This window comes from Streptomyces sp. NPDC107575 (assembly GCF_055657265.1).
Genome location: NZ_JBVKBG010000005.1, coordinates 803,550 through 825,134 on the forward strand (window position 1 = coordinate 803,550; position 21,585 = coordinate 825,134).

19 protein-coding genes and 1 pseudogene are annotated in these 21,585 nt (G+C 70.9%); 11 read left to right on the forward strand and 9 right to left on the reverse strand.

All coding sequences use genetic code 11. From position 1 onward, the window contains the following. Positions 1 to 57 precede the first annotated feature (57 nt). The 7 genes from ACZ7L4_RS28430 (at position 58) to ACZ7L4_RS28460 (ending at position 8,552) form a co-directional block, all read left to right on the forward strand. Entirely contained in the window at positions 58 to 729 is a 672-nt protein-coding gene (locus tag ACZ7L4_RS28430; protein ID WP_472106967.1) for a TetR/AcrR family transcriptional regulator, read from the forward strand. Between the two features lie 275 nt (positions 730 to 1,004). Continuing rightward, the gene (locus ACZ7L4_RS28435; protein WP_472106969.1) at positions 1,005 to 1,850 is read left to right on the forward strand and encodes an IclR family transcriptional regulator; all 846 of its coding nucleotides are present in this window, start codon (positions 1,005 to 1,007) and stop codon (positions 1,848 to 1,850) included. 249 nt (positions 1,851 to 2,099) lie between these two features. Continuing rightward, the gene (locus ACZ7L4_RS28440; RefSeq protein WP_472106971.1) at positions 2,100 to 3,185 is read left to right on the forward strand and encodes an S-(hydroxymethyl)mycothiol dehydrogenase; all 1,086 of its coding nucleotides are present in this window, start codon (positions 2,100 to 2,102) and stop codon (positions 3,183 to 3,185) included. Further along, positions 3,182 to 3,817 carry an MBL fold metallo-hydrolase gene (locus ACZ7L4_RS28445; protein ID WP_472106973.1) on the forward strand — a complete coding sequence of 212 codons (636 nt, stop codon included), beginning with the start codon at positions 3,182 to 3,184 and terminating at the stop codon, positions 3,815 to 3,817. The genes ACZ7L4_RS28440 and ACZ7L4_RS28445 overlap by 4 nt, the downstream gene beginning before the upstream one ends. A gap of 168 nt (positions 3,818 to 3,985) precedes the next feature. Continuing rightward, positions 3,986 to 5,452: an aldehyde dehydrogenase family protein gene (locus ACZ7L4_RS28450; protein WP_472106975.1), complete on the forward strand. Its 1,467-nt coding sequence runs from the start codon at positions 3,986 to 3,988 to the stop codon at positions 5,450 to 5,452. After that, positions 5,449 to 7,011 (forward strand): APC family permease, encoded by a 1,563-nt coding sequence (locus ACZ7L4_RS28455; RefSeq protein WP_472106976.1) that lies wholly within the window; start codon positions 5,449 to 5,451, stop codon positions 7,009 to 7,011. Before ACZ7L4_RS28450 ends, ACZ7L4_RS28455 begins: the two co-directional genes overlap by 4 nt. Further along, positions 7,008 to 8,552, forward strand: a complete 1,545-nt coding sequence (locus tag ACZ7L4_RS28460) for a GMC family oxidoreductase (protein WP_472106978.1) — start codon at positions 7,008 to 7,010, stop codon at positions 8,550 to 8,552. The genes ACZ7L4_RS28455 and ACZ7L4_RS28460 overlap by 4 nt, the downstream gene beginning before the upstream one ends. 69 nt (positions 8,553 to 8,621) lie before the next feature. Here the strand turns inward: ACZ7L4_RS28460 and ACZ7L4_RS28465 are convergent, their stop codons facing one another. From ACZ7L4_RS28465 to rpmF, 4 genes are all read right to left on the reverse strand, one after another. Further along, positions 8,622 to 9,254, reverse strand: coding sequence for a class F sortase (locus ACZ7L4_RS28465; RefSeq protein ID WP_472106979.1), 633 nt, complete (start codon positions 9,252 to 9,254; stop codon positions 8,622 to 8,624). Beyond that, the gene (locus ACZ7L4_RS28470) at positions 9,251 to 10,405 is read right to left on the reverse strand and encodes a hypothetical protein (RefSeq protein WP_472106981.1); all 1,155 of its coding nucleotides are present in this window, start codon (positions 10,403 to 10,405) and stop codon (positions 9,251 to 9,253) included. Before ACZ7L4_RS28470 ends, ACZ7L4_RS28465 begins: the two co-directional genes overlap by 4 nt. A gap of 191 nt (positions 10,406 to 10,596) precedes the next feature. Continuing rightward, complete coding sequence (locus ACZ7L4_RS28475; RefSeq protein ID WP_472106983.1) at positions 10,597 to 11,757, reverse strand: GTP-binding protein; 1,161 nt, start codon at positions 11,755 to 11,757, stop codon at positions 10,597 to 10,599. 6 nt (positions 11,758 to 11,763) lie between these two features. Beyond that, positions 11,764 to 11,934, reverse strand: coding sequence for a 50S ribosomal protein L32 (gene rpmF / locus ACZ7L4_RS28480; RefSeq protein WP_472106984.1), 171 nt, complete (start codon positions 11,932 to 11,934; stop codon positions 11,764 to 11,766). Between the two features lie 231 nt (positions 11,935 to 12,165). On the opposite strand from rpmF, the pseudogene ACZ7L4_RS28485 reads away from it, so the two are divergent. Together ACZ7L4_RS28485 and ACZ7L4_RS28490 are read left to right on the forward strand one after the other, a co-directional pair. After that, positions 12,166 to 12,705, forward strand: a pseudogene (locus ACZ7L4_RS28485) (TerD family protein); the annotation flags it as partial. A gap of 151 nt (positions 12,706 to 12,856) precedes the next feature. Beyond that, the gene (locus tag ACZ7L4_RS28490; protein ID WP_472106986.1) at positions 12,857 to 14,935 is read left to right on the forward strand and encodes a phosphocholine-specific phospholipase C; all 2,079 of its coding nucleotides are present in this window, start codon (positions 12,857 to 12,859) and stop codon (positions 14,933 to 14,935) included. A gap of 50 nt (positions 14,936 to 14,985) precedes the next feature. Here ACZ7L4_RS28490 and ACZ7L4_RS28495 read toward each other — a convergent pair whose 3' ends face one another. The 3 genes from ACZ7L4_RS28495 to ACZ7L4_RS28505 all read right to left on the reverse strand — a co-directional run bounded on the left by ACZ7L4_RS28495 (position 14,986) and on the right by ACZ7L4_RS28505 (position 16,579). After that, on the reverse strand, positions 14,986 to 15,660 hold the full coding sequence (locus ACZ7L4_RS28495) for a PepSY domain-containing protein (protein ID WP_472106987.1): 675 nt from the start codon (positions 15,658 to 15,660) through the stop codon (positions 14,986 to 14,988). Positions 15,661 to 15,771: 111 nt separating this feature from the next. After that, entirely contained in the window at positions 15,772 to 16,209 is a 438-nt protein-coding gene (locus ACZ7L4_RS28500) for a VOC family protein (protein WP_472106989.1), read from the reverse strand. A gap of 10 nt (positions 16,210 to 16,219) precedes the next feature. Beyond that, positions 16,220 to 16,579 (reverse strand): MerR family transcriptional regulator, encoded by a 360-nt coding sequence (locus tag ACZ7L4_RS28505; RefSeq protein WP_472106991.1) that lies wholly within the window; start codon positions 16,577 to 16,579, stop codon positions 16,220 to 16,222. A 106-nt stretch (positions 16,580 to 16,685) separates the two neighbouring features. Here ACZ7L4_RS28505 and ACZ7L4_RS28510 point away from each other — a divergent pair, with 106 nt between their 5' ends. Further along, on the forward strand, positions 16,686 to 17,549 hold the full coding sequence (locus ACZ7L4_RS28510) for an MBL fold metallo-hydrolase (RefSeq protein WP_472106992.1): 864 nt from the start codon (positions 16,686 to 16,688) through the stop codon (positions 17,547 to 17,549). A gap of 92 nt (positions 17,550 to 17,641) precedes the next feature. Here ACZ7L4_RS28510 and ACZ7L4_RS28515 read toward each other — a convergent pair whose 3' ends face one another. Then, positions 17,642 to 18,277 (reverse strand): DUF1345 domain-containing protein, encoded by a 636-nt coding sequence (locus ACZ7L4_RS28515; protein ID WP_472106994.1) that lies wholly within the window; start codon positions 18,275 to 18,277, stop codon positions 17,642 to 17,644. A 147-nt stretch (positions 18,278 to 18,424) separates the two neighbouring features. Here ACZ7L4_RS28515 and ACZ7L4_RS28520 point away from each other — a divergent pair, with 147 nt between their 5' ends. After that, complete coding sequence (locus tag ACZ7L4_RS28520; RefSeq protein WP_472106995.1) at positions 18,425 to 19,642, forward strand: PucR family transcriptional regulator; 1,218 nt, start codon at positions 18,425 to 18,427, stop codon at positions 19,640 to 19,642. 10 nt (positions 19,643 to 19,652) lie between these two features. Here the strand turns inward: ACZ7L4_RS28520 and ACZ7L4_RS28525 are convergent, their stop codons facing one another. After that, positions 19,653 to 21,281: an FUSC family protein gene (locus ACZ7L4_RS28525; RefSeq protein WP_472107381.1), complete on the reverse strand. Its 1,629-nt coding sequence runs from the start codon at positions 21,279 to 21,281 to the stop codon at positions 19,653 to 19,655. Positions 21,282 to 21,585: the final 304 nt, after the last annotated feature.

The following is a 21,585-nucleotide window of genomic DNA, read 5'->3' on the forward strand; positions in this document are numbered from 1 at the left end:
GGCGACCTCCGGGGCCGCTCGGCCCTGGAGGGACACCGGACTGCATAGACTTGGCGAATGCCCACACCGTCACAGCCGACATCGAAGACCAGCGGCATCCGCGCCCCCAAGCAGGAGCGGAGCCAGCGCTCCTTCGACCTGGTCCTCGACACGACCCTCGGCCTGCTCGCCGAGAAGGGCTACTCGGGCTTCGCCCTCACCGAGGTCAGCCGGCGCTCCGGTGTGTCGGTGGGCTCGATCTACACGCGGGTCGACGGCAAGGACGACCTGCTGCGCGCCGCGCAGGCCCGCTTCCAGGAGCGGCTGCTCGCGGACCACCGCAGGATGACCGACCCCGAGCGCTGGGCGGGTGCCGGCCTCGCCGAACTCGTGCCGCAGCTGATCGCGGACTTCGCCGGGGTGCTCGAACAGCAGGGCAAGACGCTGGGCGCCTTCCTCCAGCGGGGTGCCGTCGACCCGGCGGTCGCCAAGGTGGGCAAGGCCGGTTACATGGACGCCCGCGACCGCTTCGTCGACCTCGTCCTCTCGCGGCGCGACGAGATCGAGCACCCGGACCCGGTCCGCGCGGTCGGCTCCTGCTTCACCACCGTCTACGCCGCGCTCGCCCGCGCCCTGGCCCTGGATGTGGCCGCCGAGGCCGCGGAGGGCAGCGATCTGCCGACGCTGATCGAGGACCTGGGCGCCATGACGCTCGCGTTCCTGCGGTGCAAGGACGACCACGACGCCTGAGCGCCCTCCGCCTTTCCCCGCGACGGAGATCGAATGAAGTGTCCGTCAGCGGGCAGCCGACCAGACGGCCCTCCGCCTCGGGTGGGGGGCCGTCAAGGCGGTGGACGGGAATCGCGGGTCCCCTTCTTGAACCGGAACTCTTCGGTAACGTGTTGTTCTACATGCCGCACGGGGGAGCGCATTACGCAACAGAATCCGGTCGAGTGCCCGTTCACGTCAAGGGCTGCTCGAAGATGCGACCCGACAACAGGTCGCGAGGTGGTGAGAGTTGAGCTATGACCCGCAAGCAATCGCAGGTGGGAACGGGCACATCGAGCACGTCGGAAGCGGCAGGCGCAGCCGGTACGGAGAAGTCGGGCAAGGGCCCCGCGAGCTCGGTCCAGTCGGTGGACCGGGCGGTGAGCGTCCTGGAGATCCTGGCCCGGCACGGTGAGGCCGGCGTCACCGAGATCGCCGACGATCTCGGCGTCCACAAGTCCACGGCGTTCCGGCTGCTCGGCGTCCTGGAGAACCGGGGCCTCGTCGGCCAGGCCAAGGACCGCGGCAAGTACTTCCTGGCGGCGGGGATGCTGCGGCTCGCCGGTGCGGCGGCGGTGCGTCTGGACATCTCCCAGGAGGGCGCGCCGGTCTGCCGCGACCTCGCCGACGAGCTGGGCGAGACCGTGAACATCGCCGTGCTCGACGAGGACATGGCGGTCAATGTGATGCAGGCGCGCGGCGCCGCCGCGGTGACCGCGCAGAACTGGCTGGGCAGACGCACACCGCTGCACGCCACCTCCAGCGGAAAGGTGCTGTTCGCCCACCTGTCGCCGGTGGTCCGCGAAGGACTCCTCGCCCGCACACTGCCCCGCTTCACCGAGCACACCACCGTTCGCACGGCGGTGCTGCGGACCGAGCTCGAGAAGGTGGCGGAGCAGGGATACGCCATCGCCGTCGAGGAGTTGGAGCTCGGGCTCGCCGCGGTGTCGGCGCCCGTCCGCGCGCACGACGGGAAGGTCATCGGGGCGATCAGCGTGTCCGGGCCGGTGTTCCGGATGACCGAGGAACATCTGCCGGAGCTCGCCAAGTCCACCGTGGCGGCGGCCGTCGATCTCTCCCAGCGCATGGGGCACGGCTTCTGAGGAGGCCCGCCCCGGACGGGGCAGGGCACTCGACGCGGAGCAGGGGAAACCCTGCTCCGCGTTCTTGTGTTCCGGGAAGGTTTCGAGCGTTCCGGCCAATTTGCGGTCGGTTAACTCCCGCCCCTTGACGGCGTCTTGGTGTCCTTCCCACTATGACTGCGGTCGTCTCTCATCGCGCAATGCATCCTGCGATACGCAACACGCGGTCGTGCGGGTGTCATTGCGCAGTCACCGCAGAGGAGTTGGGTCGTGCCACAAGAAGTCCGCGCCGTCGTCGCCCTGAAGAAGGGTGCCCCCGTCGAGGTGCAGACGATCGTCGTGCCCGATCCCGGACCCGGCGAAGTCCTGGTCAGGGTGCAGGCATGCGGCGTCTGCCACACGGATCTGCACTACCGGGAGGGCGCCGTCGGCGACGAGTTCCCGTTCCTCCTCGGCCATGAGGCCGCGGGCACGGTGGAGTCCGTCGGCGACGGTGTCACCGACCTCGCGCCCGGCGACTACGTGGTGCTTGCCTGGCGCGCCCCCTGCGGCGCCTGCCGTTCCTGCCGCCGCGGCCGCCCCTGGTACTGCTTCGACTCGCGCAACGCCGCGCAGCCCATGACCCTGCTCGACGGCACCCCGCTGAGCGCCGCCCTCGGCATCGGGGCGTTCGCGGAGAAGACGCTGGTCGCCGCCGGGCAGGCGGTGAAGGTCGACCCGACCGCCCGCCCCGAGGCGGCGGGCCTGATCGGCTGCGGCGTGATGGCCGGCTACGGCGCCGTCGTGAACACCGGCAACGTCCAGCGTGGTGACACCGTGGCGGTCATCGGCTGCGGTGGCGTCGGGAACGCGGCCATCGCGGGCGCCTGTCTCAACGGCGCGCGCAAGGTCATCGCCGTCGACATCGACGACAAGAAGCTCACCCAGGCCGAGCGGTTCGGCGCCACCCACACCGTCAACTCCCGTGGCATGGACCCGATCGAGGCCGTGCGGGCGCTGACCGACGGCTTCGGCGTGGACATCGCCGTCGACGCGGTGGGCCGCCCGGAGACGTACAAGCAGGCGTTCTACATGCGCGACCACGCGGGGGTGCTGGTCCAGGTCGGTGTGCCCGAGCCCGGAATGAGCGTCGACATCCCGCTCGCCGACCTGTTCTCGCGCGGCGGCGCCCTCAAGTCGTCCTGGTACGGGGACTGTCTGCCCAGCCGGGACTTCCCGGTCCTGATCGACCAGCACCTGTACGGGCTGCTCGACCTGAACGGCTTCGTCACCGAGACGATCTCCCTGGACGGGGTCGAGGAGGCCTTCGCCAAGATTCGCTCCGGTGAGGTGCTGCGCTCGGTGGTGGTCCTGTGACCCCCGCCGCCGCCCCGTCCGCCCGGGCCCAACGCGTCGTCACCTCGGGCACGTTCAGCCTCGACGGTGACACCTTCGACGTCGACAACAACGTGTGGCTGATCGGGGACGACGAGGAAGTGCTCGTCGTCGACCCCGCACACGACGCGGCCGCCATCGCCTCGGCCGTCGGCGGCCGCCGGGTCACAGCGATCGTGTGCACGCACGGCCACGACGACCACATCGGCGCCGCGGCCGAACTGTCCGCCGCCGTGGGTTCGCCGCCCGTCCTGCTGCACCCGGCCGATCTGGAGCTGTGGCAGACGGTGTACCCGCGCCGCAAGCCGGACGGCGAACTCGCCGACGGCCGGCGCCTCACGGTCGCCGGCATCGAGCTTCAGGTCCTGCACACCCCCGGCCACACCTGGGGCAGTTGCAGTCTCTACGCCCCCGCCCTCGCCGCGGTGTTCACCGGTGACACCCTCTTCCACGGCGGCCCCGGCGCGACCGGCCGCTCGTACTCCGACGCACCGACGATCGCGGCGTCGATCCGCGACCGGCTGCTCACCCTGCCGGGGCCCACGGTGGTCCACACCGGCCACGGCCCGGACACCACCGTCGACGCCGAGCGCGCGAACGTCCCCGCGCCCTGAGCCGCTCCACACCTCCAGGCACACCCTTCTCCCCGCCACGTCCCAGGAGGGGCATGTCCGCCGTACCCGAAAACGTCCCGAAGGCCTCTCGCGACGAAGACCCCGCAACCCTCCGCACTGCCACCACCCACATCCACCCCTGCCCGATCGAGCCATTGGAGGCCGAGAGTGTCTGACCTCTTCATCGGAGGCACCTGGACGACCCCGCGGGACGAACGCACCCGCGAGATCCACTGCCCCGCCGACGGCTCGCTGGTCGCGGTCGTCGACGAGGCCGGCGGCAAGGACACCACCGAGGCCATCGCGGCCGCCCGGCACGCCTTCGACGCGGGGCCGTGGCCGCACACCACCGGCGCCGAACGCGGCGATCTGCTGCTGCGCGTCGCCGATCTGCTCGCCCGTGACAAGGACGAGCTGGCCCGCGCGGAGTCCCTCGACACCGGAAAACGGCTGGTGGAGAGCGGCTACGACATCGACGATGTGATCGCCTGTTTCCGCTACTACGGGCGGCTCGCGGCCGTCGACGAGGGCCGGGTGGTGGACAACGGGGTGCCGGGCTCCGACAGCCGGGTCGTGCACGAGCCCGTCGGCGTCTGCGCCCTGATCACACCGTGGAACTACCCGCTGCTGCAGACGAGTTGGAAGGTGGCACCCGCCCTCGCCGCGGGCAACACCTTCGTCCTCAAGCCCAGCGAACTGACTCCGCACACCGCGCTGCACCTCGTCCGGCTGCTCGCCGAGGCGGGTGTCCCGGACGGCGTCGCCAATCTGGTCCTGGGCGCGGGCCCGGAGGCCGGTGCCCCGCTCGCCGACCATCCGGACGTGGACCTGGTGTCGTTCACCGGGGGCCTCGCGACCGGTCGGCGGCTGATGGCGGCGGCCGCCGGCACGGTGAAGAAGGTGGCGCTCGAACTCGGCGGCAAGAACCCCAACATCGTCTTCGCGGACGCGGACTTCGAGGCCGCCGTCGACATGGCGCTCACGGCCGTGTTCGTGCACTCGGGCCAGGTGTGCTCGGCCGGCACCCGGCTCCTCGTGGAGGACTCGCTGCACGACCGGTTCGTCGACGAGGTGGTGCGGCGGGCCCGGGAGATCCGGCTCGGCGGCCCGTTCGACGAGCGGGCCCAGACCGGCCCGCTGATCTCGGCGGCCCACCGCGAGAAGGTCGAGGCGTACGTCGCCCGCGGCATCGAGGAGGGCGCGGTGCTGCGCTGCGGCGGCGCACGCCCGGACGGCCCCGCGTACGAGGACGGCTTCTACTACCTGCCGACCGTGCTCGACGAGTGTGCGAGCGGGATGTCGGTCGTCCAGGACGAGTCGTTCGGCCCGGTCCTCACCGTCGAGCGGTTCCGTGACGAGGAGCAGGCCGTGCGCCTCGCCAACGACTCCATCTACGGCCTCGCGGGCGCCGTGTGGACGGGCGACGCGGCGAAGGCGGAGCGGGTCGCGGCCGGTCTGCGTCTCGGCACGGTGTGGATCAACGACTTCCACCCGTACGTCCCGCAGGCCGAGTGGGGCGGCTACAAGCAGTCCGGGTTCGGCCGCGAGCTGGGGCCGGCCGGGCTCGCCGAGTACCGAGAGACGAAACACATCTGGCGCACCGCCGCGCCCACCGTCCAGGGCTGGTTCGCATGACGCGGCCCGCGCACGAAGGCGGCGACGACGCCGGGCTCGCCGAGTTCGGCTACCGGCCCGAGCTCAAGCGCACCCTCGGCACCTTTCACACCTTCGCCGCGGGGATCAGCTACATCTCCATCCTGACCGGCACCTTCCAGCTGTTCTACTTCGGCTTCGCGCACGGCGGCCCGGCCTACTGGTGGTCCTGGCCGATGGTGTTCGCAGGCCAGTTCACGGTGGCGCTGTGCTTCGCCGAACTGGCCGCGCGCTACCCGGTGGCCGGCTCGATCTACAACTGGGCCAAGAAGGTGGGCAACGGGCACGTCGGCTGGCTCGCGGGCTGGATGATGCTGGTCGCCTCGGTGGTGTCGATCGCGGCGGTGTCCCTCGCCTACCAGCTGACGCTGCCGCAGATCTCGTCGGTGTTCCAGTTCGTGGGGGACGGCACGGGGACGTACGACGTCGCGACGAACGCGGTCGTGCTGGCCGCGGTCCTGATCCTGTTCACCACGCTCGTGAACGCCTTCGGTGTGAAGCTGATGGCGACCATCAACACGGCTGGTGTGTTCCTGGAGCTGCTCGCGACGGTCGTCCTGATCGTGCTGTTCGCGGTGCACGTGGTGCGCGGACCGCAGGTGGTGACACACACCGCGCACGCCGGGGGCGGCGGTTCGTTCGGCTATCTGGGCACGTTCCTGGTGGCATCGCTGGCCTCCGCGTACGTCATGTACGGCTTCGACACGGCGGCCTCGCTGGGCGAGGAGTCCCTCGACCCGTCGCGCAACGCGCCGCGTGCCATCATCCGCGCCATCCTGGCGTCGTTCGTCCTGGGCGGGCTCATCCTGCTGCTCGCGCTGATGAGTGTCTCGTCGCTGCGGGGCGGCGAGCTGTCGACGGACGGGCTGCAGTACGTCGTTCTGGACGTGCTCGGTCCGACGGCCGGGAAGGCCATGCTGTGGTGTGTGCTCATCGCGGTGACGGTGTGCGCGCTCGCGGTGCACACGGCGGCGATCCGGCTGGCGTTCGCGATGTCCCGGGACAACAATCTGCCGGCCGCGTCGCTGCTCGCACGGGTGAGCCCGCGCTTCAAGACACCCGTGGCACCGGCCGTCATCATCGGGGTGCTCGCGCTGGCGATCCTGCTGGTGAACATCCGCCAGCCGCAGATCTTCACCGTGGTCACCAGCATCGGCATCATCATGATCTACCTGGCGTATCTGCTGGTCACCGTGCCCATGCTGGTGGCGCGGCTGCGCGGCAAGTGGCGGCCGGCGGGCGAGGGAAAGTTCTCGCTGGGTCGCTGGGGTCTGCCCGTCAACATCCTCGCCGTGCTGTGGGGCGCGGCGATGACCCTCAATCTCATCTGGCCGCGCGCCGCCGTCTACAACGCCGCGCCCCCGCACCACTGGTACCTGCGCTGGGGCGCCGTCCTCTTCATCGGTGTCATCGCGGGCGGTGGCTTCGCCTACTACTGGTTCGTCCAGCGCCACCGCACCGGCGTCCTGACGGAGCACGCCGCCGAACAGTCCGAGCAGTCCGAACCGTCCGCAACACCCCTGGAGGTCAACCGCACATGAGCACTGACGTCTTCGATTACGTGGTGGTCGGCGGCGGCACCGCCGGCAATGTGGTCGCGGCCCGACTCTCCGAGGACCCCTCGGTGTCGGTCTGTGTCCTGGAGGCGGGGCCGAGCGACGTCGGCGATCCGAACGTGCTCCAACTCGACCGCTGGATGGGCCTGTTGGAGTCCGGCTACGACTGGGACTACCCGGTCGAGCCGCAGTCCAGCGGCAACAGCTTCATGCGGCACGCCCGCGCGAAGGTGCTCGGCGGCTGCTCCTCGCACAACTCGTGCATCGCGTTCTGGGCGCCGGCCGAGGACCTGGACGACTGGGCGGCGGGCGGCTGCACGGGCTGGACCGCGGACGAACTCTTCCCGCTGTACCGCAAGTTGGAGAGCAACGACGCGCCCGGCGACCACCACGGCCGCAGCGGTCCGGTGAAGCTGCGCACGGTCAAGGGCGAAGACCCGTGCGGCACCGCCCTGTTGGAGGCGTGCGCGCAGGCCGGCATCCCGACGACGCCGTTCAACACGGGCAGCACCGTGATCCGCGGCGCGAACTGGTTCCAGATCAACTCCGACGAGAACAACATCCGCCAGTCGTCCTCGGTCGCCTACCTCCACCCGATCCTCGACAAGCGGCCCAACCTGACCGTGCGCACCGACGTACGCGCCAAGAAGCTGCTGTTCGACCAGAACCGCTGCGTCGGCGCCGAGTACCTCGCCCCCGACATGATCCACACCCACGCGGTACGCGCCCGCCGCGAGGTCATCGTCTCCTGCGGCTCGATCGACACCCCGAAGCTCCTGATGCTCTCGGGCATCGGACCGGCCGCGCACCTGCGGGAGTTCGGGATCGACGTACTGGTGGACGCGCCCGGCGTCGGCGAGAACCTCCAGGACCACCCGGAGGGCGTGATCATGTGGGAGGCGAAGCAGCCGATGCCCACCACGTCGAACCAGTGGTGGGAGGCGGGCATCTTCTACGACACCGAGCCCGGCCTCGACCGGCCGGACCTGATGTTCCACTACGGCTCGGTGCCGTTCGACATGAACACCGCCCGGCACGGCTATCCGACCACGGAGAACGCCTTCTGCCTCACCCCGAACGTGACCCGCGCCAAATCACGCGGCACGGTCCGCCTGCGCACCCGCGACTTCCGCGACAAGCCGCGCGTCGACCCGCGCTACTTCACCCACGAACACGACGCGCGCGTGATGACGCACGGCCTCAAACTGGCCCGCGAGATCGCGGCCCAGCCCGCGCTGACCGGCTGGAAGGGCGCGGAACTGGCACCGGGCCCGGACGTCCGCACCGACGACGAACTCCTCGCCTACATCCACCAGACCCACAACACCGTCTACCACCCGGCATGCACGGTAAAGATGGGCGCACCCGACGACCCCCTCGCCCCACTCGACCCCCACCTCCGCGTCAAGGGCACCGAGGGCCTGAGGGTCGCCGACGGCTCGGCCATGCCGAACCTCGTCACCGTCAATCCGTGCATCACGACGATGATGATCGGCGAGAAGTGCGCGGAGCTGCTGCGCTCGTAGCTGCATCGGCGTCCGGGTTCCTGCGCGGCAGGACCCGGACGCCGATGGTCCGCCGCGGGCCGGAAGCCCTCAGGCCCGGTGGATGCTCCTGAGTTTCGCGTAGACCACGACGTTCGACTGGTAGCCGCCCTCGCTCTTGCGGTATTCGCCGCCGCAGGTGATGAGGCGCAGTTGGGCGTCGCGTGTGGCGCCGTAGACCAGGCGGTTGGGGAAGTGGCTCTTCTTGTACGTCTTGACGGCCGTGACGCGGAACTCGGCGGTGCTGTTGTCGGCGCGGCGAACGTTCACGGTGTTTCCAGCGCGCAGTTCGCCGAGCCGGTAGAACACGGCCGGTCCGGCCTTGGTGTCGACGTGGCCCAACACGATGGCGTTTCCCCGTCCGCCCGGCGGGACCCCGTCCTCGTACCAGCCGACGAGATTGCGGTTCTTCTTGCTGGGGACCTGCAGCCGGTCCCGCGCGTCGAGCGCGAGGCCGGTGAAGGGGGCGGACACCCGGAGGCTGGGAATGCGCAGCCGTACGGGCGCTGGGTCGACCGCGCGGTGTGCCGACGGGACGTGGGCGCGGATGGTCGAGGCGGTCCGGGCGGCCTGGGCCGGCCCGTCCGCGGAGGCCGCTGCTGGGTGCGCTCCCGGAAGAAGGAGCGCACCCAGCAGCACCGGCACCGCGGCGAGCGGCACCGAGGTTCGGTGAGGCGCGGTCACCGCGTCTCCGGGGCGGTGCCGCCGACGCCGGTGTCGACCGGGCCCGAAGGACGCGGCGCGGTGATCATGGTGGTGTCCGAGGCGCGCACGCCGGTGCCCACGCGGTCCCCCGAGGCGGCGGTGACAGTGAGTTCGCCCTGCACGGAGAGCTTGCCGACCGGCGCGCTGCGGGTGGCGGCCAGCTGGAAGTCGGACCCGGCCTTGCCCGAGGGAGCCAGGTCCGCGCCCGCCCGGCGCACCGAGTTCAGCTCCACGACCAGCGAGCCGCCGGGCCCCCGGGTCGGCTGGACGCGCTGCCCCTGGGAGGTGATCCGCAGGTCCTTGGGGGCCAGCGCCTTCGCCCCCTTGAACACCAGGCGGCTGCCGGTGGCGGGATAGCGCGGGCCGGAGGCCGGGTTGGTGTACTCGATGGTGGCGCCGCCGGCGCGCTTGCCCTTGACCAGCTTGGCCGGGGTGGACAGCGCGGCACGCGCGGTCCCGGTGCGGGCGAAGTCGTAGGTGGCACCGTTGACGGCGATGTCGTCCACGTAGGTGTCGAGGCTCGCGTCCGTACTGCCCAGAGAGCCGACGTTGGCGATGACGCCGATGGCACCGTCCCCCTCCGCACGACATGCCTGCGCGAACTCGCCGAGCGGTGCGGTGGCTCCGGCCGCCGCCACTCCGGGAATCGCCCGAGACGTCTTCACCAGCGAGGTCTTCGTGACATCGAACTTCTGCCACGTGTCGCCCGCCATGCCCTGATGGCCTCCGGTGTCGGCGTTGGCGTTCGGTTCGAAACTGAGCGTGGTGAACGCCCCCAGGCACAGCGACGGCAGTTGCAGGTTGGGGCCGTATCCCGTAAGGCTGGACCGGTCCGAATCCACGTAGGCACGGTAGGAGATGCCGCGCGACAGCAGCGTGGAGAGCGACGCCGCACCCGTGAAGTAGTGGGCGGCCTGGGCCTGCTGGCCGTCCTTCACCGCGAGGTGCAGGCTTCCGTTGAAATGGACCGGGTCCGGCTCCGGCGAGACCTCTTGGGTTCCGGGCGACTTGCCCGCGTTCGAGGGGTCGTCCTGGAGCCGGTACCAGGGCCCCTCCGGGCCGAGGTCGGAGGGGTGCACCTTCACCGGCGCCGCGGCAGCGGCACTGACACCGATGCTTCCGCCGGCCACGGCCCCGAGGCAAAGAGCGGCCACCGCGCCGGTTCTGACGGCTTTTCGGCTAATAGTTCTTTTACGTTGCATGAGGGGCATACTGCTACTCGACCAGACGGTTTCTGGTGAATTGCGCAACGGAAAGAGCGCGAGATTCACCCGAATCGAGCACGCACGGACCGTGCTCCGTCGACGACGCGGCCGACGGACTACCTCGCCGCGAGGTGCGCATCGCATGCCTCGTCGAAGCCATACGTGTCCCACGCAGGGAACGGGTCGACGGTCGGCGGAGGCTCGCCGGGGGTCATAAGGCAGGCGGCGAGTGCCGCGTGCAGGGCGGGCACGTCGAGGTCGGTGCCGATGAAGACGAGTTCCTGGGGCTCGGGGCCGTCCGTGTCGTGGGCCGCCGAGGGTTCGAAGCGGGCGACGGAGCCCGCTTGGGACCACAGGCCAGTGACCCTGGAGCGGCCGGCCAGGGTGAAGAAGCCCTTCGAGCGCAGGATCCGGCCGTAGGCGCCGCTGTCCATGCCCTCCGTCACGAAGTGCCACAACCGGCCGGGATGGAAGGGCAGTTGGGCGCGGAAGACCGTGGAGGAGATGCCGTACTCCTCGGTCTCGGGCACGTGGTCGCCGTTGAGTTCGCGGACCCAGCCGGGGGCCTGCTGGGCGCGGTCGAGGTCGAAGAGCCTGGTGCCCAGGACGGCGCTCGCGGGGACGCGGCCGTGCACCGCCGGGACGATGCGGGCCACGGGGTTGAGCCGGGCCAGCACCGCCCGGAGGCGGTCGGCCGCCCGCCCGTCGACGAGGTCGAGCTTGTTGACCACGATGACGTCGGCGAACTCGATCTGGTCCATCAGCAGATCACTGACGGTGCGCTCGTCGTCCTCGTACTGGTCGAGGCCGCGTTCGGCCAGTTCGTCGCCGCTGTCCAGCTCGGCGCGGAAGTTCGCCGCGTCGACGACCGTGACCATGGTGTCCAGGCGGGCGACGTCCCCGAGCGTGGCGCCGTCGTCGCGGGCGAACGCGAAGGTGGCGGCCACCGGCATCGGCTCGGAGATCCCCGACGACTCGATGAGGAGATGGTCGAAGCGACCCTCGCGGGCCAGCCGGTCGACCTCCTCCAGGAGGTCGTCGCGCAGGGTGCAGCAGATGCAGCCGTTGGTCATCTCGACGAGGCGTTCCTCGGTGCGGGACAGGGCGGCCTCGCCGCCCCGCACCAGGGCGGCGTCGATGTTGATCTCGCTCATGTCGTTGACGATGACGGCGACCCGCAGCCCCTCGCGGTTGCCGAGCACGTGGTTGAGCAGCGTGGTCTTGCCGGCCCCGAGGAAGCCGGACAGGACGGTGACGGGGAGTCGTTCGGCGGTCATGTCGCGTCAGCCCTCGGGGCGCAGCAGTCCGCGCTCGTACGCCTTCACCAGCCGCTGCGGGACGAGATGGGAGACACCGTCGACCGTGACCGGGGCGAGCTGGGGTGTGGTCGCCTTCCACTGGGCGCGGCGGTGGCGGGTGTTGCTGCGGGACATCTTCCGCTTGGGAACGGCCATCGGGTCCTCCATGGAGTTACTGGTGGGAGTGGGTGCGGGACGGGGGCGGCGACACCAGGACGCTACATGAAAATGGATCCCATTATCAACGCGGGGCGGGCCCGCCGGCTCGGCCCGGACCCTCGGGAGCGGGGCGAATTGCGCTAAGGGAGCATCAAGGCGCTGGTCGCAGGCCATACTTGAGGGCACGGGGGCGGAAGGGCTCCTGGTCGATTCGACGCAGGGAGGCGGCGTCCGGTGAGCAGCGTCACGACGGGACTGCAGAAGATCGAGGTCAGGCTGCGGTGGGATCCCAGTCCCGTGGGCGAGTCACCACGCCATCTCGACATCGTCGCCGCGACCTACTCCGCCGACGATCCCTACGGGGACCCCGCGTACGTCGTCCACTACGACAGCCGCTCCCCCGACGGCACCATCAACATGACCCGGCACAGCGAGACCGGGATGGGCTTCGGCTTCGTCGAGGTCATGGCGCTCGAACTCGACCGCCTGGCCCCCTCGTACAGCCGCGTGGTGGTCGGAGTGGTGATCCATCAGGACGCCGACCCGCGCACCTTCTCCGACATCCAGAACGCCGGGGTCCTGGTCGTGGAGAAGTACACGGACCTCCTGGAGACGGACTTCACGCCCGTGGCCGGGTCCACCGCGGCGACCATCGTGGAGTTCCGGCGGAACGAGTCGGAGGCATGGAAGCTCCACGAGCTGATCCAGGGCTTCGACTGCGACGCGACGGACTTCCCGGCCGAAATGGGCGGCGCCCGGGCCGAATGACCCGCTCCCTGGCGTAAGTACGTGGGTCGGGGCCGCCGGAATTGGCCATCGGTTTACTGTCCGGACATCCCTGCACTCTTCCCAGTGGACCAGACCTCTTGAAACACTTTGGCGACTTCTGTTCGCTTCTCCCCCACGAGGCCTTCCACCCATGGCAGAACTGAATCGACGGCGCTTCCTCCAGATCGCCGGCGCCGCCGCCGGCACCGCTGGAACCGCCACCGGTATCGCCGCGCTGACCGACTCCATCGACCGCGCCGCCGCGATCCCCGCGGCCCGCAGGTCCGGCACCCTGGACGACGTCGAGCACATCGTCGTCCTGATGCAGGAGAATCGGTCCTTCGACCACTACTTCGGCGCGATGAAGGGCGTCCGCGGATTCGGCGACCCCCGCCCCGTCACGCTGCCCAGCGGCAAGCCGGTCTGGCACCAGGCGGACGGCACGGGCAAGGAGACACTGCCGTACCACCCGGACGCCGAGAACCTCGGCATGCAGTTCATCGCGGGCCTCAACCACGACTGGGCCGGCGGCCACAAGGCCTTCAACGACGGCAAGTACGACGACTGGATCGCCGCCAAGTCCACGGGGACGATGGCGTATCTGACCCGGCAGGACATCCCGTTCCACTACGCGCTCGCCGACAGGTTCACGGTGTGCGACGCGTACCACTGCTCGATCATCGGGGCCACCGACCCCAACCGCTACTACATGCTCTCCGGGCACGTCGGCAACGACGGCAAGGACGGCGGCCCGGTCCTGGGCAACGAGGAGGCGGGCTACGACTGGACCACGTACGCCGAGCGCCTGGAGGAGGCCGGGGTCTCCTGGAAGGTGTACCAGGACATCGGCGACGGCCTGGACGCGGACGGCGGCTGGGGCTGGATCGACGACGCCTACCGCGGCAACTACGGCGACAACTCGCTGCTCTTTTTCAACCAGTACCGCAACGCCAAGCCCGGCGACCCGCTGTACGACAAGGCCCGCACCGGCACCAACGCCAAGGCGGGCGACGGGTACTTCGACCTCCTCAGAGCCGACGTCAAGGCGGACAAGCTGCCGAAGGTGTCGTACGTCGCCGCCCCGGAGGCCTTCTCCGAGCACCCCAACTTCCCCACTAACTACGGCGCTTGGTACATCTCCCAGGTCCTGGACGCGCTGACCTCGAACCCCGAGGTGTGGTCCAAGACGGCCCTGTTCATCACGTACGACGAGAACGACGGCTACTTCGACCACGTCGTGCCGCCCTACCCGCCCCGCTCCGCGGACGACGGCCGCTCCACCGTGGACACCACGCTCGACGTCTTCGAGGGCAGTGCCAAGTACGCGGCGGGCGTCTACGGCCTCGGCCAGCGCGTCCCGATGATCGTGGTCTCCCCCTGGTCCACCGGTGGCTATGTGTGCTCCGAGACCTTCGACCACACCTCGATCATCCGCTTTATGGAGCGCCGCTTCGGAGTGCAGGAGCCGCACATCTCCCCCTGGCGGCGCGCCATTTGCGGCGACCTCACCTCGGCGTTCGACTTCTCCCTCAAGGACACCGACCCGGCCGAACTCCCCGACACCGACGCCTACGAGCCGCCGGACCGCGAGCGCCACGACAGCTACGTGCCCAAGCCGCCGGCCCAGGGCTCGCTGCCCGTGCAGGAGAAGGGCAGCCGCCCCTCCCGCCCGCTGCGCTACGCCCCCGCGGTGGACGGCGCCGTGGACCCGGCGAGCGGCCGCTACCAGCTCACCTTCACCGGCGGCCCCGACACAGGCTCCCAGTTCTACGTGACCGCCCCGGTGCGCACCGACGGCCCGTGGACCTACACCACCGAGGCCGGCAAGAGCATCTCCGACAGCTGGAACACGGAGTACTCCAAGGGGACGTACGACCTCACGGTGCACGGGCCGAACGGGTTCCTGCGCGCCTTCCGCGGCCCCGGCGCCGCCAAGGCACCCGAGGTCACCGCCCGGCACGCCGCCGACTCCGGCAACCTCGCGCTGACGATGACCAACCCGACGGACGCGGCCGTCCACCTCACCGTCAGCAACGCCTACGGCGACGGGAACGAGACCTTCACCGTCAAGCCCGGTGCCACGGTGCAGCACACCGTGGACCTGCGCGCGAGCAAGCGCTGGTACGACGTGTCGGTGGTCTCGGACGCCGACAAGGGCTTCCTGCGCCGCTTCGCGGGCCACGTGGAGAACGGTCAGGCGGGTGTGAGCGACCCGGCGATCCGGACCTGAGGCACCACCGGTGGGGCGGGCGCGGCCGAGCCGCCCGCCCCCTGCGCGGTTCAGTCCTGGTCGACGTGCTCGTTCAGGACCTTGCCGTTGGCCGCGTCGATGTCGAACGACGTCTTGTCCCAGGTGGCAGGCGTGACCACGTCGACCGACCAGACCGTGGACCCGCCGTCGGAGTCGTCGAGGGCGACGGAGGTGACCTTGCCCTTCTTGCGCTCCGTGGCGGTGTCGGCGGCCTTCGTCGCGCTGATCTTGGCCGCGGCGAGCTTGTCGGTGTTCTCCTTCTTGTCGTCCGCGTCCTGGTCCTTGTCCGTCGTCGAACCGCTCACCTTGCCGGTGACGGCGTCGATCCGGACGTCGGTGCCGGTGCCGTCCGACGCGACGACCTCGGCGTCCCACTCCGGGTTGCCCTGCTTGTCGTCGCCGAGCTCGATCTCCAGGAGCTTGCTGCCGGAGACCTCCTTCTGCGCCGTGCGGGCCGCCTTGTCCCAGGCGACCTTCGTCGCGGAGAGCAGCTTCTTGCGCTCGCTCTGGTCCTCGTTCAGCCGGCCGGACGGGCTCGGGTCGCCGGACTCGTCCTTCGGGGCGGCGCTCTCGCTCCCCTTGGTGCCCGAGGAGGTGTCGTCCCCGTCGTCCGACGAGCAGGCACTGAGCAGGGTCAGCGACGCGGCGACGGCGCACACGACGCCGACGGCGCGGCGTCGGGTGCGTCGGGCGCTCCGCTTCACGGGTACAGCGTGCATGGGTGGGCCTTTCGAGCAGGAATGGACGCCTGCCGATCGTCGCAGCCCACCCGGGGCGCGGCATCCCGACATCGGGACGGTTGGTCCGATCGGCCGTCAGCCCTTCTTCAGCTCCTCGGCGAACATCACGATGATGCCGCTGGGCCCGCGCACGTACGTGAGCTTGTAGATGTCCTCGTAGGTGGCGACACCGCGCAGCGGGTGGCAGCCGTGCCGTGCGGCCGTCTCCAGGGCCTCGTCGATGTTGTCGACCGAGAAGGCGACGCGGTGCATGCCGATCTCGTTGGGGAGGGTCGGCTCCGTCTCGATCGCGTCGGGGTGGATGTACTCGAAGAGTTCGAGGCGGCCGTGTCCGTCCGGCGTCTGCAGCATCGCGATCTTGGCGTGGTTGCCGTCGAGACCGACGGCGGTGTCGGTCCACTCACCGCTGACCGTGTCCCGGCCGAGGACCGTGAGGCCCAGGTCGGTGAAGAAGGAGATCGTGGCTTCGAGGTCGCGGACGGCGATGGCGACGTTCTCAAGTTTGATGGCCATGCGCCGCATGCTACGAGCCGGCCGGCTCCAACGGGCATCGCTCGTCCACCCGGACCTCGAGGTCGGCCCGCAGAGCGGCGAGTTCAGCCATGCGCGCGTCGACGTCCCGGATCTTCTCCTTGAGCAGCGCCGACAACGCCTGCCCAATGTCCGGCGCGTCGCGCAGTTCCTCCCCGTGCCGGGCGATCTCCGCCAGGGAGAATCCGAGCGCCTGGCCGGTGCGGATGTGCTGCAACCATGTCACCGTCTCGGGAGGGAAGTCGCGGTATCCGTTGGCCAGCCGCCTCCCGGTGACGAGGCCGAGCCTCTCGTAGAACCGGATGGTGTCCTTCGTGAGGCCCGCCTGCGCGGCCAGCTCCCCGATACGCATGCCCCTCCTGCAGATCATGGCTTGACCTTGGACCCTACTCCACTGTTTAGCGTGAGGCCCGCTGTCCAACTCGGCACCACGGCGGTGCGATCCGGAGGGGAACACCATGCGCGTCCATCACCTGAACTGCGGCACGATGAGGCCGATCGGCGGCAGGCTCGTCAATGGCGACCGGCCGCCGTACCGGAGCGCCCGGATGGTCTGCCACTGCCTGCTCGTCGAGACCGACGAGGGCCTCGTGCTGGTGGACACCGGGATCGGCGCGCGCGACGTCGCCGACCCCGCGCGGTCCCTGGGCCGCAAGTTCCTGTTCCTCACTCGACCGCGCCTCGACCCCGCCGAGACGGCCGTGCGGCAGGTGACCGCGCTGGGGTACGCGGTCGACGACGTCCGGCACATCGTCGTGACCCACCTCGACCTCGACCACGCAGGCGGGCTGCCCGACTTCCCCAAGGCGAAGGTGCACCTCCACGCGACCGAGCACCGGGCGGCGACGAGGGCCGCCACGCGGGCCGAACGCCACCGGTACCGGGCCGGGCAGTGGGCCCATGGTCCCGACTGGGTGACCTACGACCCCGCGGCCGGCGGAGACGACTGGTTCGGCTTCGAGGCCGTACGCCAACTCCGCGGAGTCCCGGCCGACATCGCGCTCATCCCGCTGCCCGGACACAGCCGCGGCCACACCGGTGTGGCGGTGCGCCACAGCGGCTCGCGCTGGCTGCTGCACGCCGGGGACGCGTACTTCTCGCCCGGCGAGATCGACCTGCTCGCCCCGCGCGGCACGCCCGGACATGCCCTCTTCCAGAGCCTCGTCCAGGTCGAGGGCCCGGCCCGCCACCGCAACCAGGCCCGACTGCGCCGTCTCGCCAAGGACCACGGCGACCAGGTCGAGATCTTCTCCGCCCATGATCCGTCCGAACTCGACCGCTACCGGCAGGGCGACTCGCGGGCGGTCACCCGGAACCCGTAGACACGGCGGGCTGGTCGTCCAGGAAGCCGGCGCTCGGCACGTGGAAGAGGCAACCGCGCGACAAAGTCCTTTGTCGCGCGCAACAGAACCCGTCAGCCCGTGACCATGCCCGCCACCAGGTTGATGGCGGTGGCCAGCAGGCTCGTGCCGAAGAGGTACGAGAGGAGGCAGTGCCGCAGCACGACCGAGCGGATCACCGAACTGGAGACGTTGGTGTCGGACACCTGGTACGTCATGCCGAGGTTGTAACTGAAGTAGAAGAAGTCCCGGTACGCGGGCGGGTCGTCGGAGTTGAAGTCGATGCCGCCCGCAGTGTCCCGGTAGTACAGGTAGGCGTAGCGCGCGGCGTACATCAGGTGCAGGGCCGCCCACGCCATGAACACGCCGCCCAGGGCGACCGCGGCCGCGGCGTTGCGGGCGCCCGAGCCGTGCAGGAGCAGCAGCACCACGATGGCTCCGAGCCCGCACAGCGCGGTGCCGACGACCGCGAACTCCTCGGTGACGGGGGCGAAGTCCTCACGGCGTGCCTCGAGGCGGGTGGCGGCGGCGTCCATCGGCCACAGGACAAGCCAGCCCGCGGCCACGAAGACCAGCTCCGCGGCGGCGATGCCGGTGAGGATGCCCAGGGGGACGCCGACCACGAGACCCACGGCCACCGCGGCCACGAGGCCGACCCCCACGGAGACGGCCAGGCGGGGAACCGCGGACGTCGGCAGCCAGGCACTCATGGCTCGCACCCTAGACCGACGGGTGCCGCCCCGCCCCCGCTCGTCGCCCCGACACGGACGGGCCGCCGACTTGACGCCCGCGACGCGCCGCGGCTACTTCTTGGGCCCTTGCCCGACCGTCCCGGACCCACAAGGGGAGCACCGCCCATGGCCGATCACGTCGCGGGCCCGCCCGCCCAGCTGCCCGATCCCCTGCTGGGTGAGCTGGTGGCGTGGGCGGAGCAGCGGTTGCCCGCTCTGATCGACGACGTGTGCGCGGCCAGCCGCGAGCGCATCGACCTCTACCGCGACGAAAGCATCGTCCCGGCCACGGAGTTGCACGCCTCCGTCGCGGCGAACCTGCGGTTCATCCTCGACGGTCTCGCCGGGCCCTCGTCCGCGCCCGATCTGTCGGCGCCCTCCGAGACGGGCCGCCGCCGCGCGCGCCAGCGGGCGCCGCTGCCGGAGGTGCTGCGCTGTTACCGCATCGCGTGCGCCATGCTCTGGGACCTGTTCGTCGAGCACGCCCGCCGCGTCGCACGCCCGGACGTCCTGGACGCGCTGCTGTCCGCGTCGAGCACGCTGTGGCGGCTCTCCGACGAGCACGCGCTGGCGCTCACGGAGGCCTACCGATCGGCGACCGCGGAGCTGCTGGTCGCCCAGCAGCGGCGGCGTTCGGCGCTCATGGAGGCGCTGTTCACCGGTCAGTTGGTGCCCGAGTCCGGTTCGTGGGAGGTCGGCAGGCTGCTCGGTCTGCCGCTGGACTCGAAGCTGATGGTGGCGACCGCGGAGACCGCGGGTCTCGCCGAGGAGAGCCTGGTCGGCGTGGAGCGCATGCTGGGCAGGCTCGGCATCGTGTCGGCCTGGCATCTGACGCCCGCCCTCCAGGCCGGTGTCATCGCGTTGCGCGACGACCAGCGCGAGGACGTCCTGGGCGTGCTGCGCGCGGCCGCCGCGTCCCGTACCGGTGTCAGCCCCTCGTACGAGTCGCTCGCCGACACCCCGCGCATGCTCCACCTCGCCCGGGCGGCCCTCGCCGACCTTCCCGTGGGCAGGCCCGACGTACGGGAGTTCAGTTCCAGCCCGCTCGCCGCGCTGATCGCCTACGACCCGGACGAGGGGCGGCGCCTGGCCAAGGAGGTGCTCGGGCCGGTGCTCGCGCTGCCGGCGGAGGACCGGGTCGCGCTGCTGCAGACCCTGCAGGCGTACGTCGATCACGCGGGGTCGGCCGAGAGCGCGGGCCGGGCGCTGCACTGCCATCCCAATACGATCCGGTACCGGCTGAACCGCGTGCGCGAGCTCACCGGCCGTTCGCTCAGTGATCCGCGTTCGCTGGCCGAGCTGGTGACCGCGACGGACGCGGTCCGGCTGGGCACCGACGGCTGAGACGGAGGAGTCAGCCCAGGCGGTGCAGGAGCCGGTGGGCGCGCTGTTCGGCGGCGGCGAGCTCGGTGGGGTCGAGCTCTGCGGGCCACAGTTCGCCGGCCGCCGCGTCGTCGGCCTCGCGCAGTTCGACGACGGCCTCGGCAAGGCGCGAGCGCAGCTCCGGCAGCGTGGCGGCGCCGGGGTTCGCCAGGGCCCGCTCGGCGAGTTCGGCGGCGGCGCCGCACGCCGTCAGGGCGCGCTGGACCCGCTCCGCCGCACGCCCGTGGACGAGGACGAGGGCGCACAGCAGGGCCACGACGATGCCGACCACGCTGCCCAACGCGCGGTCCTGCACGAGGTCTTCGGCCGGTACGGGGGTCGCGAGGTCGCTCATCAGCAGGGCGAGCGGCGTCAGGAACACCACCCCGATGCCGTAGTTGTGGGCCACCCCGTACTCCAGCAGGAACTCCAGGAACACGATCACGACGACGAGCGTCAGGGGCCCGGGGTGCAGCGCGAGCACGGCGAGGGCGAGGGCCAGTCCGGCCGCGGTGCCGAGGGTGCGCTGTACGGCGCGCTGCGCGGCGGTACGCACGTTGATGGAGTGCAGCACGGCGGCGGCGGAGATCGCCGCCCAGTAGCCGTGACCGAGGCCGAACAGCAGGGCGACGCCGCCCGCGAGGCCGGTGCCCAGCGTCATGCGCAGGGCGGGGACGAGCAGGACGGCGCGGCGGGAGGCGCGGCCCGCGGCGTCGGCGCGGCGGCCGACGGTGAGGAGGGAGGCGCGCCGTTCCAGCGTCGCCGCCGACTCAGCGGGGGCGAGCGGCCGGGTGGTGCCGCGCACGACGGACCCTGACGCGGCCTCGGTCTCCGCGAGCGCCGCCAGGCCGGGCAGCAGCTCCGGCTGCCCGCGGCGGCGTGCCAAGAGGAGGACCGCCTGCCCGCGCAGGTGTCCGGTCAGCCCGGTCGGCAGGTCCGGCGGGCGGCTCGCGGAACGGATCAGCACGGTCCAGGAGACGGCGGCCAGGCGTACGCAGGGCCCGCCCGCACGTCCGCCTTCGGCGGCGGTCGCGGGCGGCAGGCCGAGGGCCCGATGTGCTTCGAGGACGGCGGCGGTCGCCTGGTGGCGGGCGAGCCGGTCCGCCCCGCCTGCGCCGGTGGCGTCGAGGAGCGCGGCGAGTTCGCGCAGGGCGACGGCCACGGCGAGCCGCTGCGGCCGCTCCGGGTGCACGACGCGGCCGGCCATCGCCAGCACCCAGGCCACCGCCGCGCCGAGCGCCGCCAGCCCGGTGCGCGCCCACACATCGGACGGCGCAGGGGCCCCGTAGGCGGACACCGCGAAGGAGAACAGCAGCAGGACCGCGCCGAGCCCCCGCAAGCGCGTCGCGTCGCAGCCGAGCTTCGCGGCTCCGGCGACGACCGCCATGGCGGCGACCACCACCGCGGCGCCCGCTCCCCCGTCCTGCGGGTGGGCCCGGACGCCGAGCGCCGCACCGGCCCCCACGCAGGCCGTCATCGCGAGCCCGACCAGCGCGAGCACCCTGGCCCTTCGGGCATAGGGAAAATTCCGGCCGAACGTGGTGGTGAACGTGCCCAGCATCGCGTAGACGGATGCTTCGGCATGTCCGGCGAGCGCCATCGGAACGGCGACCAGGGCCATGGCGAGCGCGGCACGCAGTCCGAAGGAAAGGGTTCCGTCGACGCTGTGCAGTGCCAGGGCGCCGCGCGGGGAGAGCGCCCGCCGTACCCGCTCGGCCACATGCGGCAGGTGTCTCACTCAACTGTCCAAACGGCCCGGGAATCGTTTTCTCACCGTCCGGGAAATCGCCGGACAAGTCAAACAAAGAAGCTATTCGAATTGCCTCGCCGCACCGGAATCATTAACCGTTTGTGCGGCCGGACAAAGTATTTTGTGGCGGATTCCAGAATCCTCTTCGGGCGCCCGACCAGCACACCCGTTCTGC

What these genes read in the sequence shown, in the direction of transcription:
- ACZ7L4_RS28430 (WP_472106967.1), top strand. Translation starts at nt 58, where the DNA reads ATGCCCACACCGTCACAGCCGACATCGAAGACCAGCGGCATCCGCGCC.
- ACZ7L4_RS28435 (WP_472106969.1), top strand. Translation starts at nt 1,005, where the DNA reads ATGACCCGCAAGCAATCGCAGGTGGGAACGGGCACATCGAGCACGTCG.
- ACZ7L4_RS28455 (WP_472106976.1), top strand. Translation starts at nt 5,449, where the DNA reads ATGACGCGGCCCGCGCACGAAGGCGGCGACGACGCCGGGCTCGCCGAG.
- ACZ7L4_RS28460 (WP_472106978.1), top strand. Translation starts at nt 7,008, where the DNA reads ATGAGCACTGACGTCTTCGATTACGTGGTGGTCGGCGGCGGCACCGCC.
- ACZ7L4_RS28475 (WP_472106983.1), bottom strand. Translation starts at nt 11,757, where the DNA reads ATGACCGCCGAACGACTCCCCGTCACCGTCCTGTCCGGCTTCCTCGGG.
- rpmF (WP_472106984.1), bottom strand. Translation starts at nt 11,934, where the DNA reads ATGGCCGTTCCCAAGCGGAAGATGTCCCGCAGCAACACCCGCCACCGC.
- ACZ7L4_RS28490 (WP_472106986.1), top strand. Translation starts at nt 12,857, where the DNA reads ATGGCAGAACTGAATCGACGGCGCTTCCTCCAGATCGCCGGCGCCGCC.
- ACZ7L4_RS28500 (WP_472106989.1), bottom strand. Translation starts at nt 16,209, where the DNA reads ATGGCCATCAAACTTGAGAACGTCGCCATCGCCGTCCGCGACCTCGAA.
- ACZ7L4_RS28505 (WP_472106991.1), bottom strand. Translation starts at nt 16,579, where the DNA reads ATGCGTATCGGGGAGCTGGCCGCGCAGGCGGGCCTCACGAAGGACACC.
- ACZ7L4_RS28510 (WP_472106992.1), top strand. Translation starts at nt 16,686, where the DNA reads ATGCGCGTCCATCACCTGAACTGCGGCACGATGAGGCCGATCGGCGGC.
- ACZ7L4_RS28515 (WP_472106994.1), bottom strand. Translation starts at nt 18,277, where the DNA reads ATGAGTGCCTGGCTGCCGACGTCCGCGGTTCCCCGCCTGGCCGTCTCC.
- ACZ7L4_RS28520 (WP_472106995.1), top strand. Translation starts at nt 18,425, where the DNA reads ATGGCCGATCACGTCGCGGGCCCGCCCGCCCAGCTGCCCGATCCCCTG.
- ACZ7L4_RS28525 (WP_472107381.1), bottom strand. Translation starts at nt 21,281, where the DNA reads ATGGCCCTGGTCGCCGTTCCGATGGCGCTCGCCGGACATGCCGAAGCA.